A 16,475-nucleotide genomic window follows, 5' to 3' on the forward strand; every position below is an offset into this window, starting at 1 on the left:
TTCATGCAGGGTCGTGATGATGGTCAGCGTCAGTTGTTGGATGTCGGTGTGTTCGCTGGGCACATGTTGCCGGCGGGGTCGGTGTTCGCTTTTCTCGCTGAGCACCGGCACGAGTTGTTCCCGGATGACGCGTTCGCGGACCTGTTTCCGTCGGGTCGTGGCCGGCCCTCGACGCCCGCGGACGTGATCGCATCGGTGATGGTGCTGCAGACCCTGCACTCGTTATCGGACCGGGAAACCGCGGAAGCCGTCACGTTTGATCTGCGGTGGAAAGCGGCCTGCGGGTTCGGGTTGACGGAAACATCGTTCCACCCGACGGTGTTGACGTATTGGCGACGCCGCCTCGCGGCAAGCACCCGCCCGCACCGAATTTTCGACGCCGTCGCCGAGGTTATTGCCGGTTCTGGGGCGTTGTCGGGTCGGAAGCGGCGGGCGTTGGACTCCACGATTTTGGATGACGCGGTCGCCCGCCAGGACACGGTGACGCAGTTGGTCGCGCAGATCCGCCGGGTCGGTCGGGAGATCCCCGGCGCCGACATGATCGTGGCCGGCCTGCCCGGCCATGACTACGAGAAGCCCGGCAAGCCCGACATCGCCTGGGACGACAAGGCGGCCAGGGACGAACTCGTTTCCCGCCTCGTGACCGACGCCCTGGCGTTGCTTGCGGCAATCGACACGACGTCATTGACCGACTCGCAGCAGGAGACGGTCGCGTTGCTCGCCCTCGTCGCGGGCCAGGACGTCGAGCCGGCTGAGGGGTCCGATGGCTCGGATGGGCGGTGGCGGATCGCGCGGAAGGTCGCGCCGGACCGGGTGATCTCGACCGTTGACCCGGACGCCCGCCACGCGCACAAGAGCCGGGAGAAGAAGCAAGACGGTTTCAAAGCCCACATCGCGATCGAGCCCGATACGGGTCTGGTGACCGCGGCCGTGTTGACGAAAGCGTCCGGGCCCAAGAACAGTGACGCGGCCCGCGGCGCGGCCCTGGTGGCCGCTGACACGAGCATCGGCTCGGACACGGTCGAGGTCCTCGGTGATTCTGCCTACGGCAGCGGGGACCTCCTCGCCGAGGTCACCGCGGCCGGGCATGTTCCGATCATCAAACCGATGCCGTTGAGTCGGGCGGTTCCGGGCGGATTCACAATCGATGACTTCAGCATCGACGAAGCTAAGCGCACGGTGACGTGTCCTGCGGGGAACACCCGACCGATCACCGTGAAACGTAATGTCACATTTGGCGCCGTTTGCGCGAGCTGCCCGCTCCGAGCCCAGTGCACGAGCGCCGTCGACGGTCGCAAAATGGTTTTGCATCCGCAGCAGCAGATCCAACGCGAGCACCGCGCACGCGCGCTGGACCCTGACTTTCAAGCCGTCTACCGGCAGCACCGGCCGATGGTTGAACGCTCGATCGCATGGATGACTCGCGGCGCGAGACGAGTCCCTTACCGCGGCGTCGTGAAGAACCACGCCTGGTGGAACAACCGCGCCGCCGCGATCAACCTGAAACGACTCCTGAGCCTTGGCCTCACCAGCCAGAACGGGGTTTGGGCACTTGGCTGAAGACCCCAGGCAGGGCAGACACCCCAGCCCTCACACCGACCCCGACGACCACCTTCTACTGGCCAGACTCGCGACACCGAATCGATCCCGCAAGCAGCCCAAACACGACCACACCCGACTCAAAAAACGGGCCCCCGACTCGCCGGGCCCACCGCAGCCATCTAAATCAGCAGTCTCCTAGGGCGTCGCGGCCGGTGGCCTCGATGAGGTCGACGCTGTCCGCGGCGACGGATGTGTCGACCGGCAGGGCGTCGAGCTCGCGGCGAGTGCGCTGGGCGAGCATCACCAGGCTGGTGAGGCTCTGCGCGATGGTGTCGTGGATCTCGCGGGCGAGGCGCTCCCGCTCGCTCGCGCTGCCGGCATCCCGGTGCAGCACGGCAAGCTCGTCCTGGGCCAGGGTGAGCTTCTCCACCAGCCGGCGCTGCTCGGCACCGGCGGTGGCGATCCGCGTGATCCAGGTGCCCATGGCCAGGGCGAACACGAGTGAGATCGTCTCGATGGCCAGGGCTTGGGCAGCGGCGTCGGGTGTGCGCCCGCCACTGACCCAGAGGCCAAGGCCGCACATGGCAGTCAGCGCCGTGCTGAGCAGGACGGCGTGGCGGAACGACTCAGCCAGGGCCCAGATCAGCGGGAACACCAGCGTCTGGAGGGTGGCCATGCTGGGATCGAATGCCGTGGCCGCTCCGCAGCCGACGATGAGAGTGACGCGCAGCAGCCGGGCGGAACCGGGGTACGTCACATGATCGAAGCCGGAAGACCCGCGGTCGCCGGACACGGGTTGGGGTCGCAGCATGCGCCGGCCCCAGACGATGTAGGCCAGCCCGACCGCCGCCAGCGACAGCACCGCTCCGGCGGCGCTCACGGCGTGCGTGTCCGAGCCTTCCAACGCGATGGCGGCCAGGACGATCAGGGATCCGGCGACGATCAGGTCCCACCACCGTCTGGCATTCATGCGCCAAGCATCCCATGCCGCAGCGGGGACCTGCGGCAGGGACGGGCGGTGCACTACGCGTCCTTGCGGATCCACCGGAAGGTGAGCCGGCTGCCGACCAGGCCAACGACCAGCCAGATCAGCAGCGCCAGCGCCACCAGACCGAGCTCCCAGGCGCCGTTCTGCTCCTGCGCCGCGAAGGAGTCGGGCAGGAAGACGGACCGCATGCCCTGCGCCATCCACTTGAGCGGGAACAGGCCGGCGACGTTCTGCATCCACTCGGGCAGCGCGTTGAACTGCAGGTACACCCCCGAGATGAACTGCAGCACCAGAACGATGGGAATCACGACCGCGGAGGCGCTGCGTCCCGACCGCGGCAGGGCCGAGAGGGCGATGCCCAGGAAGGCGCAGGTGATGACGCCGAGAACGAAAACCCAGACGAAGGTGAGCCATTTCTCCGGCTCGGTGGGCAGGGCGATGTCGAAGGCGAACCGGGCCACGAGCAGGAGCAGTGCGGCCTGTAGCGAGCCAGTGACGAACACCTGCCCGATCTTGCCGATGAAATAGCTCAGCGGTGACAGCGGGGTGCCGCCGAGGCGTTTGAGGGTGCCATCGCCCTTCTCGCCGGCGATGTCGATCGCGAGGTTCTGCAGGCCGGAGAGCAGCATGCCCGCGGCGAGCATGCCGGGCAGGTAGTACGCGCCCACGCTGATGCCGCCGGAGCCGTCGGGGTTGGTGCCGATGTTGCCCTGGGCGCTGAACGCGGCAGTGAAGATGCCGAGCATGATGAACGGGAACAGGAACGTGAAGAACACGGTGTCGGTGGAGCGGAAGTACAGGCGGATCTCGAAGCCGATGCGCGCCACACCGAGTGTGAATAGCCCGTGCCTGGCGGTGCGCGCCGGCGCGGTAGAGGTGGTCAGGGTCGCGCTCATGCGAGCACCTCCGTGCTGTCGGTCGTGGAGCTCGCTGTCGTGGGGGACTTGGCCGTGCTGGCGTTGCCGGCCGCGTGAGCGCGCACCAGGCCCAGGTAGATGTCTTCGAGGCTGGGGCGGATGACCTGCAGCTCAGCTGGTTCACCGCCCGCGGCACCGGCCAGTTCGGCCACTAGTCGTGCCGGGGTGTCGGTGCGCACCTCCTGCAGGGTGCCGGAGGCGTCGCGCCAGCGCACCTTCGGGGTGCGGGCGGCCGGACCGCCGAGTTCGCCGATCGCACCGATGTCGATGAGACGGCCGCCCACGATGATGCCGGCCCGGTCGCTGAGCTCCGCGGCTTCGTCGAGATTGTGGGTGGTGAGCAGGATGGTGGTGCCCTCGGCCTTGAGCTGCCGAATGAGGTCCCAGAACTGGTGCCGGGCCTCGGGGTCGAAGCCCGTGGTGGGTTCGTCCAGGAACAGTAGTTCCGGCCGTCCGATGATGCCGAGCGCAACATCCACCCGGCGCTGCTGCCCGCCGGAGAGCCGGTGGATGCGAGTCTTGGCCTTCTCCTCGAGGCCGACCGCGGCCAGCACCTCGTCGACCGACCGGGGATTCGGGTACAGGCGTGCGAAGTGCTTGAGCTGCTCGAGCACGGTGGCGTTGCCGCTCTCCCCGCTGGACTGCAGCACGATGCCGATCCGGGCCTTCCAGTCCAGCCCGGCGTGTTGCGGGTCCTCGCCGAGCACCGTGACGTCACCCTCGGAGCGGTCCCGGTAGCCCTCGAGGATCTCGATGGTGCTGCTCTTGCCCGCACCGTTGGGGCCGAGCAGGGCGAAGGTTTCGCCCGATCGGATGTCGAAGTTGATGTCGGTGACGGCGTCGAACGGCCCGTAGGACTTGCTCAGCCGCGCCACGCGCACGGCAGGAGGGGAAGTTGTCATGCCTCCACACTCGTCCCAGAACCGGCCCCGGGCAACACCCGTCTGGCCGACCTGGGCATCCACCGACCGGTGGACCCCGCGAACTGTGAGAAAAGCCCCAGAAATCCCGGATTTCTGGGCTCTTCTGACATATCCGTGGGTGGTTTCCGCGTGGCTTAACGAGCGCACGCCGCTTTCTGTCTAGGTTTCTGACTGTCAAAGGTTGGAAACTGAAGAACGGAAAACGGCGTGCGTACTGCAAGGATATGGCGGACTCTGCTCGGTGTCGAAAAGACCATCGTTGACGACGTCGATTACGACGACGATGCGGGCGTTTTGGTCGTCGCGGTCCGGCCGATGAAAGCGGCCCGGAACCGGTGTGGGCTGTGCCACCGGCGCAGCCCAGGCTACGACCGTGGTGAGGGTCGACGACGCTGGCGGAGCCTGGATGCTGGCATCATCCAGGTCGTTCTCGAGGCAGACGCCCGCCGGGTGGCGTGCCGTGAGCATGGCGTCACGGTCGCGTCGGTGCCGTGGGCTCGGCACCAGGCCGGACATACCTACCTCTTCGACGACCACGTCGCGTGGCTGGCTACGCAGTCTTCCAAGACCGCGGTTACCGCGTTGATGCGCATCGCTTGGCGCACCGTCGGCGCGATCGTCACCCGGGTCTGGGACGACGCCGCGACCCTGCACGACCCGTTCGATGGCCTCACCCGCATCGGGATCGATGAGATCTCCTACAAGCGTGGCCACAAGTTCCTCACCATCGTCGTGGACCACGACACCGGTCGTCTCGTCTGGGCTGCACCGGGCCAAGACAAAGCCACCCTCGGCACGTTCTTCGACGCCCTCGGCCCCGAGCGTTCCGCACAGATCACGCATGTTTCCGCGGACGGTGCGGCCTGGATCGCCAACGTTGTCGCGGCCCGCTGCCCGAACGCGGTGCGCTGCGCGGACCCGTTCCACGTCGTCAAATGGGCCACCGAAGCCCTCGACGAAGTCCGCCGCGCAGCCTGGAACGACGCCCGCAAAGCCGCCCGCATCAATGACGCCGCGCGGGGCCGCGGCCGACCCCGGAACGGAGCCCCCGAACGCCCCGACAGCGCTCGCGCGGCCGGCATCAGAAACAGCCGTTATGCGCTCTGGAAAAACCCCGAGAACCTCACCGAGAAACAACAAACCAAGCTGGCCTGGATCGTCCAAACCGACCCCCGACTGGCCCGCGCCTACTACCTCAAAGAAGGCCTCAGAGTCATCTTCAAACTCCCGCTCGACCAGGCCAAGGAAGCCCTCGACAAATGGGTCGCCTGGGCTCGCCGCTGCCGCATCCCCGCGTTCGTGAAGCTGCAACGAAGCATCGTGAAGCACCGCGTCGCGATCCTCGCCTCGATAGAACACAACCTCTCCAACGGCCGCATCGAATCCATGAACACCAAAATCAGACTCCTCACCAGAATCGCGTTCGGCTTCGCCTCACCTGACGCCCTCATCAGCCTCGCCATGCTCAGCCTCGGCGGCCACCGACCAGCCCTCCCGGGCCGGAAATGACCCACGGAAGAGTCAGGAGAGCCGATTTCTGGGGCTTAAGTCACAGTTCGCGGACTAGGCGAAGAGGGTTTGCAGGCGGCGGATGCCCTCGAGGAGCGCGTCGTCGCCCAGCGCGTAGGACAGGCGCAGGAAGCCGCTCGGGCCGAAGGCCTCGCCGGGCACTGCCGCGACCTCTGCCTGGTCGAGGATGAGGTCGGCCAGCTCGAGCGACGTCGTGGGGGTCACGCCTCCCCAGGTGCGGCCGAGCAGACCCGTCACGTCGGGTAGACGTAGAACGCCCCCTGCGGGGTGGGCGTGAGAATGCCCGGGATCTTGTTCAGCTCGGCGACGATGAGCTTGCGGCGGCGGTCGAAGGCGACCCGCATGGCCTCGGCGTCATCCTGCGGGCCGTTCAACGCGGCGATACCGGCGCGCTGAGAGATGTTCGACACGTTCGAGGTGAGGTGCGACTGCAGGTTTGCCGCGGCGGTGATCGCATCCTGCGGTCCCACCATCCAGCCCAGCCGCCAGCCGGTCATGGCGTAGGTCTTCGCGACGCCGTTGACCAGGATGGTGCGGTCGGCGAGGGCCGGACGGCCTCGACGATGGAAACCGCGCGCACACCGTCATAGGTGAGGTTCTGGTAGATCTCATCGCTGATCACCCAGAGGCCGTGTTCCTCGGCCCATTCGCCGATGGCCCGGGTCTGCTCCTCGGAGTAGACCGCGCCGGTGGGGTTGGACGGGGAGACGAAGAGGAGCACCTTGGTCTTCTCGGTGCGGGCGGCCTCGAGCTGCTCCACCGTGACGAGGTACCCCTGGTCGCTGCCGGCGAAGACGTCGACGGGTACGCCGCCGGCCAGGCGGATGGCCTCGGGGTAGGTGGTCCAGTACGGGGTGGGCAGCAGAACCTCGTCGCCCGGGTCGAGCAGGGTGGCGAAGGCCTGGTAGACGGCCTGCTTGCCGCCGTTGGTGACGAGCACCCGCGAGGGGCCGACCTCGAGGCCGCTGTCCCGGAGCGTCTTGGCGGCGATGGCCTCGCGGAGGTCCGGGAGGCCGGCCGCCGGCGTATAGCGGTGATTGCGCGGATCCTTCACGGCCGCCAGGGCCGCCTCCACGATGTGCGCGGGAGTGGGGAAGTCAGCTCACCCGCCGCGAAGCTGATGACCGGCCGGCCGGCCGCTTGCAGCGCCTTGGCCTTGCCGTCGACCTTGAGGGTCGCGGACTCCGCAATGGAGCCGATTCTGGTGGAGATCCGTTTGATGTCGTGTGCCACGCTTCGAGCATACGGGGGCGGCCATGCCCTGGGAACAGGCGCTGGCTTTACAGGGCACCCGACGTGACCTAGACTTGGTCCGGTAGTTGAAATCTGCCAAGCTTTTTTGCGCCTATTTTGGTCGTTTGACCGAAAGAAGCACACAGGAAGCCGACGGGTTTCGCTTCATAGGGTGGTGGCTCAATTGGTAGAGCAGCGGTCTCCAAAACCGCAGGTTGCAGGTTCGAGTCCTGTCCGCCCTGCAAGTCGGTGGTCTTTCCGCCGGCCCACGAAAGGTGTAACAGGTGGCCCGAAAAGTTATCGACGAACCCAGCGAGGAAATCGTCGCGAACGCCAGAGTGGCCCGCGAAACCAAGCGCGGTCCGTTCGCTCGGGTGTCCCTGTTTATCAAGCAGGTCCTGGCCGAACTCCGTAAGGTCGTCACCCCGACCCGCAAGGAACTGCTCAGCTACACCGGAGTGGTTCTGATTTTCGTGGTGATCATGATGGCGCTGGTATCGGCACTCGACTGGGTGTTCGCGCTCGTCGTCACGTACGTATTCGGCACTCCCAGTTGAGCCGTGCCGCAGAAGCGGCACCCCGACTGATCATGAACGCAGGATCGGTGAGTGAGCACCACGGTGCAGCCTCACGCCCGCGCAATAGAAGAAGGATTGATATTTAGTGACTGAGACCAATCGCGACGACGTCGACTGGGCCACCGCCGCAGAACAGTCCTCCAACGACGATGAGGCGCAGGAGGGCAACACCCTCGCCGCCGACGAGACGTCGGTCGAAGCCGCCGAGCAGGTCGCCCTGCACGTAGAAGACGAGAACGCCGACATCGAAGACGATCTCGACGCCGCACTGGATGCCCTCGCCGAGTCGACCGATCCCGAAGCCGACGCCATCGTCGAAGACGCCCTCGACATCGACTCCGCCGACGAGGCCGAGGCTGCCGCTGAGGCCGTCGAGGACGAAGAAGAGGTCGAGGCCGAGGCCGAAGACGAGGACCCGTACGAAGCCTTCCGCAAGGAACTGCGCTTCCAGCCCGGCAAGTGGTTCGTCATCCACTCCTACGCCGGCTTCGAACGTCGTGTGAAGTCCAACATCGAGAACCGCAAGCAGTCGATGGCCATGGAAGATTTCATCTACCAGGTCGAGGTTCCGATGGAAGACGTCGTCGAGATCAAGAACGGCCAGCGCAAGATGGTCACCCGTGTGCGCATCCCCGGCTACGTCCTGGTGCGCATGGACCTCAACGAAGACAGCTGGTCTGTTGTGCGTCACACCCCCGGAGTCACCGGCTTCGTGGGCAACGCGCACAACCCGACCCCGCTGCGTTTCGAAGAAGCTTTCGGCATGCTCAAGGGCCTCGTCGAGATCAAGGATGTTCCGGTCACCAAGTCCGGCGCTCCCGGCAAGGCCGCCCAGCGTGTTCTGCCCGCCGAGATCGACTACGAAATCGGCGAGACCATCACGATCAAGGAAGGCTCGTTCGCGGGCCTGCCCGGTTCGATCAGCGAGATCAAGCCCGAGAGCGGCAAGCTCATCGTGCTCGTGTCGCTCTTCGAGCGTGAGACCCCGGTCGAGCTCAGCTTCGACCAGGTCACCAAGCTTTAACCTCCCCCAACCACCGCCCCCCGGAAATGCCGGGGACGCGGGAGAACCTCGATCTCGACAAGCTCGATCAGCGTAGTTTGCTCGAACAGCGAGATCTGGGTTCGATCACTGAAAAGGAATAGAACATGGCACCGAAGAAGAAGGTTACTGGTCTGATCAAGCTTCAGATCAAGGCCGGCGCCGCCAACCCCGCACCCCCCATCGGGCCGGCGCTGGGTCAGCACGGCGTGAACATCATGGAATTCTGCAAGGCCTACAACGCCCAGACCGAATCCCAGCGCGGCAACGTCATCCCGGTTGAGATCACCGTGTACGACGACCGTTCCTTCACGTTCATCTTGAAGACCCCGCCCGCAGCGGAGCTCATCAAGAAGGCCGCAGGAGTTGCCAAGGGCAGCGGAACCCCGCACACCGTCAAGGTTGCCAAGCTCACCAAGGCGCAGGTTCGCGAAATCGCCGAGGCCAAGATGGTTGACCTCAACGCCAATGACCTCGACGCCGCGTCGAAGATCATCGCCGGAACCGCTCGCTCCATGGGCATCACGGTCGAGGGCTAACACCCTTTCGTTCGATTCGTCGAACACCCGCCGACTGCGCAGGCCTCTGGGCCCGCCAACAGGCACCAAGTGGAAGAGCCAGCCAGGCTCACGAAAACCACGCTCTCAGCACATGCATCTACAGGAGATTCAAAATGGCACCCAAGTCAAAGGCCTACCGCGCTGCGGTCGAGAAGATCGAAGCCGATAAGTTCTACACCCCCACCGAAGCCGTGACCCTCGCTCGCGAGACCGGCTCCGCCAAGTTCAACTCCACCGTCGAGGTCGCGCTCAAGCTCGGCGTCGACCCGCGCAAGGCTGACCAGATGGTCCGCGGTACCGTGATTCTTCCCCACGGCACCGGTAAGACCGCCCGCGTCATCGTCTTCGCAACGGGCCCCGCGGCTGAGGCAGCCATCGCTGCCGGCGCCGACGAGGTCGGTGGCGACGAGCTCATCGAGAAGGTAGCCGCCGGCTACACCTCGTTTGACTCGGCCGTCTCGACCCCCGAGCTCATGGGCAAGGTCGGTCGTCTCGGTAAGGTCCTCGGCCCGCGCGGTCTCATGCCCAACCCGAAGACCGGAACCGTGACGCCTGACGTCGCCAAGGCCGTGTCCGACATCAAGGGCGGAAAGATCGAATTCCGCGTCGACAAGCACTCCAACGTGCACTTCGTCGTGGGCAAGGCTTCGTTCTCGGCCGAGCAGCTCAACGAGAACATCGGAGCCGCGCTCGAGGAGATCGTTCGCCTTAAGCCGAGTTCCTCCAAGGGCCGCTACATCACCAAGGGCGCCGTCTCGACCACGTTCGGTCCCGGCATCCCGCTCGATGTGAACAGCATCTAAGCATTTGTAGTATCCGCTTCGCGAGAAGCACCTGAAAGGGCCCGTCGAAAGACGGGCCCTTTTTGTGCGCCCGGTACCCCCGCTGGTCGGCGCGAACCGGTGCCCGCTTTCCTCGGGAATTCCCATTGACGTGAGGATTGTGTAAAGCTCGGTGGTACGGGAGGGGTGCGCCCGGAGTGGAGGGAGGGCACTGTGGTCTCCACCGGCGGTGAAAAGGTCTACCTGGCGTTGCGTGCGCGGATTCTCTCGGGCGAGCTGGGCCCGCACTCGACGCTCCGCGAACAGGCACTCGCCCAGGAACTCGGCGTGAGCCGTACGCCCGTGCGGGAGGCGTTGCGGCGGCTGGATGAGGCCGGCCTGGTGACGTTTGTGCCCAATCGCGGAGCGACGGTCGTGGCCTGGACCATCGAGCAGGTGCGCGAGACGTATTTCGTGCGGGCTTCACTGGAAAGCCGGGCCGCGGGCCTGGCAGCAACCCGGATCTCGGTGGCCGAGCTCGACCTCCTCGCCGAGCTGATCGACGCCATGGAGCCCGTGCTCACGGCGGACGACGACGCGGGTCTGGCCGAACTCGGCCGGTTGAACGCCGAGTTCCACCGCATCGTCGTGGCGGCCTCCCGCAGCCCCCAACTCGCGGCTCTGACCTCGTCCGTTTCGCGGGTTCCGCTCATGGCCGCGGCGTTCCGGCGGGGCGGCGGGGAGTACCGCGCTCGCAGTAACCACCAGCACCGGGACATCCTGACCGCCCTGCGCACCGGCGACACCGTGTGGGCGGAAGTGGCGATGCGCTCGCATGTGCTCGGCGCCCGCAATGCGGTAACCGAGGACTGAACACCTGGCCTGAACTGCCGCGGGCGCGAACGCACCGCGGTCAGCGACCGGTCGGCGCCGGCCCCGAGGTGCTGCCGTCGAACAACCGGCGGGTATGCGGATGCTGCGGCGCGGTCAGGATCTCACCGGCCGAGGCATGCTCGATAACGGTTCCGGCCTGCAGTACGGCGACGCGGTCGCACCGAGTGACAACGATGGGCCGGGCCGAGGCGACTATCAGCGTGAGTTCGCGTTCGCGTTGTAGGTCGTGCAGCAGGTCCAGGAGTCCGGCCTCGTCGTGCGGATCGAACCCGGCGGCCGGGTCGAGTGCGATGAGGAGGTGTGGGTTGCGCGCCAGCGCGCAGGCCAACAGCACCCGTTGCAGGGTGACCGCGCTCAGGTCTCGTGGCCGCGCATCCAGGACGGCCTCGGGGGTCTCGACGCCCACCCGCTGCAGCAGGTCGAGAGTGCTGCGGCGCGTGCGGCGGGTGTCCGCCGGGGCGATCACAGAGCTCAGCTGCCGGGCGATGCGCCAGTCGTGGGCGAAGCGGTCGGGGGCTGGGCGGTCGAAGAAGCCGATTCTCCGTCCGCGCAGCTTCCGGAAATGCTGTTCGGGCAGTCCGACGAGTTCCGTGCCCTCGAAGAGAACCGACCCCGACGTGATGACCGTGGCGGGGGGCAGGAGCCCGGCGATGGCCAGGCAGAGGGCCATGGCGCCCGAGCCCTCGTCGCCGATCACGGCGAGCGCCTGGCCCCGGGACACGGTGAGGCTGATTCCGGCGCCGGATGCGTGCTCGCTCCCGGCACCGTGCGGCCGAAGTCTCAGGTCGCGGATGTCCAGGACGTCCGAGGCCCGGAAGGTTGTCGATGCGCGTGTGGGGCCGGTGGAGGGGGAGCTGGTGTCGGACAGGATCACAGCCAGGCTTCCACTGGCGCCCGCGCGGTGGCGAGGGGCGGGCGAGTGTGGTTCGAGGGTGGGGGCGCCCGGCGCGACCGTGGCGATCATCACTCCGCCGATGACGATGGCGACCGTGACGAAGAGGGCGGCACCGAGCACAGCCGGCAGGCTCTCGGGTGCAAGCAGCGGAGGCAGCTGCGCGCTGAGCGCGGGCCGGGTCAACACCGCCTGCAGGAGGAGGGCGCAGCCGTAGACCAACACCACTTCGGCGACCAGCACGCTGAGAATCGCGGCGAGGGCACGGCGGAGCGCCGTGCGGACCACCAGGCGCGAGATCGGCAGGCCGCGGCTGCGAGCGGTCTGAACGAAGGGCTCACGGGCCACCCGTCGGGTGGCCTCGTGCACGTGCACGGCCACGGCCACGGCGGCGCCGAAGACCACCGCGGTACCCGGCAGGACGAGAGTGCTCAACACGCCCAGACCCGCCCGAGCAAGCGGTTCATCCGTGAACACGGGCATCACCTCGGCCTGCACGGCGAACCAGAAGGCGCCCGCCAGCGCGACCCACGCCGCGCACAGGGCGCTACCGATAACAGCCAGGGCACGTAGGGAGCGAGCGGCCCACGGGCTCCGTTGGGCGGCGAGGAGGCCGAGCCCCACCCCGAGGGTTGCCGACAGGACCGGCGCCGCCGCTGCGGCCGCCGTGGAGAGCGGCAGGCGAGCGGACAGGATGGACAGGAGCGCGTCGGCGGGACCGGCCAGGCGGGCCACCAGGAGCACGGCGCTGATCAGCAACGACGCCGGAATCAGAAAACCCAGCCATCGGGGCCCTGCAACTGCTCGCATGCGTGCTCACATCTGGTCGGTGCGGTCGATGAAGCCTGACGGTGTCGTCAGCGTCGAACTGGACTAACTGTATGCAAAAAACCGAATGCCTCGCAGCGGTTCGGCAATATTGTCTGGTCACTGGGAAAATGTGCCTGGAGGTTGTATGCATTTTCACGGCTTCGGTCCTTGATTGCCCGCGGGTCGCCGGGCCGCGCGGCGGCTCCGGCCGATCGGGTCGCCACGCCGGAGCCAGGAAACAATCCGGCAACACCCCTCGACTAACATCCAGTCATGGTTGACCTATTCAGTGGCTACGGCGCTACCTCCGCACCACCGCGCGAACGAGGACAGGCCTCGGCCTGGGACGAGATGTTCCCCGATCCGTCGTCGTTGTCGCCCTCCGAGGCCCGTGCGGCCTACAAGGATGTCTATGGCGCGCTCGCCCGGATGACCCAGGAGGAGCTGCGCGGTCGGACCGACGCTCTGGCGAGCTCGTACCTGGCGCAGGGCGTGACGTTCGACTTCGCCGGCGAGGAGCGCCCGTTCCCCCTCGACGCGGTGCCCGGGTGATCGAACAGCCCGAGTGGGTGACCGTGGAGGCCGGGATCAAGCAGCGGGTGCTGGCGCTCGAGGCGTTCCTGGCCGACATCTACGGCCCGCAGGCGGCCGTGCGGGATGGAGTCATCCCGGCCGGCCTGATCACCTCCTCCAAGCACTTCCACCGCCAGGCGGCCGGAATCGTGTCGGCGAACAACGTGCGCATCCAGGTGTCCGGGATCGACCTCATCCGCGACGAAGTGGGCGCCTGGCGGGTGCTCGAAGACAATGTGCGGGTGCCCAGCGGCGTCAGCTACGTCATCTCGAACCGGCGCGTGATGGCGCAGACCCTGCCGGAGCTCTTCGTCTCGATGCGGGTGCGCCCGGTGGGCGACTACCCCAACAAGTTGTTGCAGGCCCTGCGGGCGTCCGCGCCGGCCGGGGTCGACGACCCGAACATCGTGGTGCTCACGCCGGGCGTGTTCAACTCGGCCTACTTCGAGCACACCCTGCTGGCCCGGCTGATGGGCGTCGAGCTCGTCGAGGGTCGCGACCTGTTCTGCTCCGGCGGCCGAGTGTGGATGCGCACCACGGCGGGCCCGACCCGGGTCGACGTGATCTACCGCCGGGTCGACGACGAGTTCCTGGACCCGCTGCAGTTCCGCGCCGATTCCCAGCTGGGCTCACCGGGCATCCTGATGGCGGCACGCCTGGGCAACGTCACGATCGCCAACGCCGTGGGCAACGGCGTCGCGGACGACAAGCTCGTCTACACCTACCTGCCCGAGCTGATCAAGTACTACCTGGGCGAGGAGGCGATCATCCCGAACGTCGACACCTGGCGTCTGGAGGACCCGCTCGCGCTCGAGGAGGTGCTCGACCGGCTCGACCAGCTCGTGGTCAAGCCCGTGGATGGTTCCGGCGGCAAGGGCCTCGTGGTGGGCCCGGCCGCGTCGAAGGCCGAGCTGGAGACCCTGCGGCAGCAGCTGCTCAAGGACCCGCGTGGCTGGATCGCGCAGCCCGTGGTGCAGTTGTCCACCATCCCGACCCTCGTCGACGACGGCATGCGGCCGCGGCACGCGGATCTCCGCCCGTTCGCCGTGAATGACGGCACGGATGTCTGGGTGCTGCCCGGCGGCCTCACCCGGGTGGCGCTGCCCGAGGGCGAGCTCGTGGTCAACTCCAGCCAGGGCGGCGGGTCCAAAGACACCTGGGTGATCGGGTTGGAGCCTGACTTCCACACCCGAACCTCGGCCCACGACATCCAGGGACTCGTCGCCGACCAGGCCGCGAACACCCAGTCGATCTCGATCATCCCCACCCGGAGCGTCGACCACAACCCGCAGGACACCCCGCCGGGCGGCGACCAGGACCAGGAACAGCAGCAACAACAGCAACGCACCACGCCCACTACCACCGAGGGGACCCTCGAATGCTGAGCCGCATCGCCGAGAGCCTGTTCTGGATCGGCCGCTACATCGAACGCAGTGACGGCACCGCGCGCATCCTGGATGTGCACCTGCAGTTGCTGCTCGAGGACCCGTGGATCGAGGAGAACCTCGCCTGCCGGTCACTGCTACACCTGATGGGCAGTCCGGTGCCGCCGGACAAGGACCTCACCCGCAAGGACGTGCTGGCGATCCTGGCGGCCGACCGCACGCATCCGGCCTCGATCGCCTACTCGCTCGGCGCCGCCCGGGAGAATGCCCGGCGGGCCAGGGAGATCGTCTCGACCGAGCTGTGGGAGTGCCTGAACACCACCTACACGAAGATGCCCAAGAATATCGCCAGCGCTAAGACGCACGATTTCTTCGGCTGGGTGCGCGAGCGTGCCGCGCTGGCCGTGGGCATCGTCGAGTCCAGCGCCAGCCGGGACGACGCCTGGCATTTCTTCACCCTCGGCCGCAGCCTCGAGCAGGCCGATATGACCGCCCGGCTGCTCGCGACCCGCTCGCTGACCGAGAACAGCGGGCCGTCGTGGACCACGATCCTGCGCTCGTGCGGGGCCTACGAGTCGTACCTGCGCACCTACCGTGGGGTGCCGTCGGCTCGGAACGCCGCCGAATTCCTGTTGCTGGACCGGCTGTTCCCCCGGTCGATCGTCTTCTCGATCTCCCGGGCCGAGCAGTGCCTGCAGGAGCTCGAGCCGCGCACCGACCGGGTGGGCGTGTCCGACTCGTCCCAGCGCATCCTCGGCCAGATCCGCAGCCAGCTGGAGTACCGGCCGATCATGGAAATCCTGGGGGACCTGCCGAAACACATGGACATGGTCCTGGACGCCACCAGCACCGCCAGCGAATCGATCGGGCAACGCTACTTCCCGACCAGCGCGGTGCCGACCTGGACAGGAGAGGCCTCATGAAGCGCCTGCGCATTCGCCACACCACCGGCTACCGCTACAACGGCGAGGTGGCCACCTCCTACAACGAGGCCCGGATGCTGCCGGTCACCTCTCCGGACCAGTTCGTGCTCTACTCCAACCTCGACATCAGCCCGGTGTCGAGCAACCACAACTACCTGGACTACTGGGGCACCCGGGTGTCGTCGTTCGAGGTGCTCACCCCGCACGCCGAACTCACCCTCACCGCCAACAGTCTCGTGGAGGTGTCGCCGCGGGAGCACCCGGCGCATCCGGTGAGCTGGGACGACCTGGCCACCGCGGTCGCCCGGTCGACCTCGTCGGTCGAGCACTCCTGGCAGACGCCGCTGACCGAGCCGCCGGCGGATGTGGTCGCGAGCGCCCAGGAGATCGCCGGGCGCCTGGATCCGTGCGAGGCCGCCCTGGCGATCTGCCGGTTCGTGGGCGAGAACATGGCGTACGTGCAGGGTGTCACCGGGGTGAAGACCAATGCCAGGGAGGCCTGGGCCGACAGGCGTGGGGTCTGCCAGGACATCACCCATGTGGCGCTCGGGGCGCTGCGCGCGGTGGGCATCCCCGCCCGGTACGTCTCGGGCTACCTGCATCCCAAGCCGTTGGCCGAGATCGGCGAGACCGTGACGGGCGAATCGCACGCCTGGGTGGAGTGGTTCTGCGGCGACTGGCGCGGCTACGACCCCACCAACCTCATCGACATCGGCGACCGGCACGTGGGTGTCGGGCGCGGCCGCGACTACAACGACATCGCGCCGCTGCGCGGGGTGTACGCCGGCACCGGCGGGTCGCAGCTGTTCGTGAAGGTGGAGATCACCCGGGAGTCCTGACACTGCGCAGCACCGGGCCGACGCGCTGCCTAGACTGGTAGTTGCAAGCGCGTTGTACGTGCATCTTTCACGAGTGACCAGGGCA

At 67.1% G+C, this 16,475-nt stretch carries 13 protein-coding genes, 1 tRNA gene and 2 pseudogenes; 11 read left to right on the forward strand and 5 right to left on the reverse strand.

Annotated features, from left to right (window positions below; all coding sequences use genetic code 11):
* Positions 1-3 precede the first annotated feature (3 nt).
* Positions 4-1,560: an IS1182 family transposase gene (locus KY500_RS18135; protein WP_219900421.1), complete on the forward strand. Its 1,557-nt coding sequence runs from the start codon at positions 4-6 to the stop codon at positions 1,558-1,560.
* Between the two features lie 166 nt (positions 1,561-1,726).
* Here KY500_RS18135 and KY500_RS18140 read toward each other — a convergent pair whose 3' ends face one another.
* Genes KY500_RS18140 through KY500_RS18150 form a run of 3 tightly spaced genes read right to left on the reverse strand, consistent with a single transcriptional unit; the run spans position 1,727 to position 4,349 of the window.
* Positions 1,727-2,512, reverse strand: a complete 786-nt coding sequence (locus KY500_RS18140; RefSeq protein WP_219901709.1) for a histidine kinase — start codon at positions 2,510-2,512, stop codon at positions 1,727-1,729.
* Between the two features lie 53 nt (positions 2,513-2,565).
* On the reverse strand, positions 2,566-3,426 hold the full coding sequence (locus KY500_RS18145; protein ID WP_219901710.1) for an ABC transporter permease: 861 nt from the start codon (positions 3,424-3,426) through the stop codon (positions 2,566-2,568).
* Positions 3,423-4,349: an ABC transporter ATP-binding protein gene (locus KY500_RS18150; RefSeq protein WP_219901711.1), complete on the reverse strand. Its 927-nt coding sequence runs from the start codon at positions 4,347-4,349 to the stop codon at positions 3,423-3,425. The genes KY500_RS18145 and KY500_RS18150 overlap by 4 nt, the downstream gene beginning before the upstream one ends.
* Before the next feature lie 228 nt (positions 4,350-4,577).
* On the opposite strand from KY500_RS18150, the gene KY500_RS18155 reads away from it, so the two are divergent.
* Positions 4,578-5,879: an ISL3 family transposase gene (locus KY500_RS18155; RefSeq protein WP_219901511.1), complete on the forward strand. Its 1,302-nt coding sequence runs from the start codon at positions 4,578-4,580 to the stop codon at positions 5,877-5,879.
* A 54-nt stretch (positions 5,880-5,933) separates the two neighbouring features.
* On the opposite strand, the pseudogene KY500_RS18160 reads toward KY500_RS18155, so the two are convergent.
* Positions 5,934-7,121 (reverse strand): annotated as a pseudogene (locus KY500_RS18160) (pyridoxal phosphate-dependent aminotransferase).
* A gap of 181 nt (positions 7,122-7,302) precedes the next feature.
* On the opposite strand from KY500_RS18160, the gene KY500_RS18165 reads away from it, so the two are divergent.
* From KY500_RS18165 to KY500_RS18190, 6 genes are all read left to right on the forward strand, one after another.
* A tRNA-Trp gene (locus KY500_RS18165) sits at positions 7,303-7,375 on the forward strand.
* Positions 7,376-7,417: 42 nt separating this feature from the next.
* Complete coding sequence (secE, locus tag KY500_RS18170; RefSeq protein WP_066592261.1) at positions 7,418-7,690, forward strand: preprotein translocase subunit SecE; 273 nt, start codon at positions 7,418-7,420, stop codon at positions 7,688-7,690.
* A gap of 106 nt (positions 7,691-7,796) precedes the next feature.
* Positions 7,797-8,735, forward strand: coding sequence for a transcription termination/antitermination protein NusG (gene nusG, locus KY500_RS18175; RefSeq protein WP_219901712.1), 939 nt, complete (start codon positions 7,797-7,799; stop codon positions 8,733-8,735).
* Positions 8,736-8,860: 125 nt separating this feature from the next.
* Positions 8,861-9,292 (forward strand): 50S ribosomal protein L11, encoded by a 432-nt coding sequence (rplK, locus tag KY500_RS18180; protein ID WP_066592266.1) that lies wholly within the window; start codon positions 8,861-8,863, stop codon positions 9,290-9,292.
* Positions 9,293-9,426: 134 nt separating this feature from the next.
* Entirely contained in the window at positions 9,427-10,116 is a 690-nt protein-coding gene (rplA, locus tag KY500_RS18185; RefSeq protein WP_219901713.1) for a 50S ribosomal protein L1, read from the forward strand.
* 192 nt (positions 10,117-10,308) lie between these two features.
* Positions 10,309-10,947 carry a GntR family transcriptional regulator gene (locus KY500_RS18190; protein ID WP_219901714.1) on the forward strand — a complete coding sequence of 213 codons (639 nt, stop codon included), beginning with the start codon at positions 10,309-10,311 and terminating at the stop codon, positions 10,945-10,947.
* 40 nt (positions 10,948-10,987) lie between these two features.
* Here KY500_RS18190 and KY500_RS18195 read toward each other — a convergent pair whose 3' ends face one another.
* A complete protein-coding gene (locus KY500_RS18195) occupies positions 10,988-12,670 on the reverse strand; it encodes an ATP-binding cassette domain-containing protein (RefSeq protein WP_219901715.1) in 1,683 nt (560 codons plus the stop codon).
* A gap of 273 nt (positions 12,671-12,943) precedes the next feature.
* Here KY500_RS18195 and KY500_RS18200 point away from each other — a divergent pair.
* The 3 genes and pseudogenes from KY500_RS18200 to KY500_RS18210 all read left to right on the forward strand — a co-directional run bounded on the left by KY500_RS18200 (position 12,944) and on the right by KY500_RS18210 (position 16,390).
* Positions 12,944-14,628: pseudogene (locus tag KY500_RS18200) on the forward strand (circularly permuted type 2 ATP-grasp protein).
* Positions 14,622-15,551: an alpha-E domain-containing protein gene (locus KY500_RS18205; protein WP_219901716.1), complete on the forward strand. Its 930-nt coding sequence runs from the start codon at positions 14,622-14,624 to the stop codon at positions 15,549-15,551. Before KY500_RS18200 ends, KY500_RS18205 begins: the two are co-directional and overlap by 7 nt.
* Entirely contained in the window at positions 15,548-16,390 is an 843-nt protein-coding gene (locus KY500_RS18210) for a transglutaminase family protein (protein ID WP_219901717.1), read from the forward strand. The genes KY500_RS18205 and KY500_RS18210 overlap by 4 nt, the downstream gene beginning before the upstream one ends.
* The last annotated feature ends 85 nt before the right edge of the window (positions 16,391-16,475 follow it).

The organism is Cryobacterium sp. PAMC25264 (assembly GCF_019443325.1).
GTDB lineage: Bacteria > Actinomycetota > Actinomycetes > Actinomycetales > Microbacteriaceae > Cryobacterium.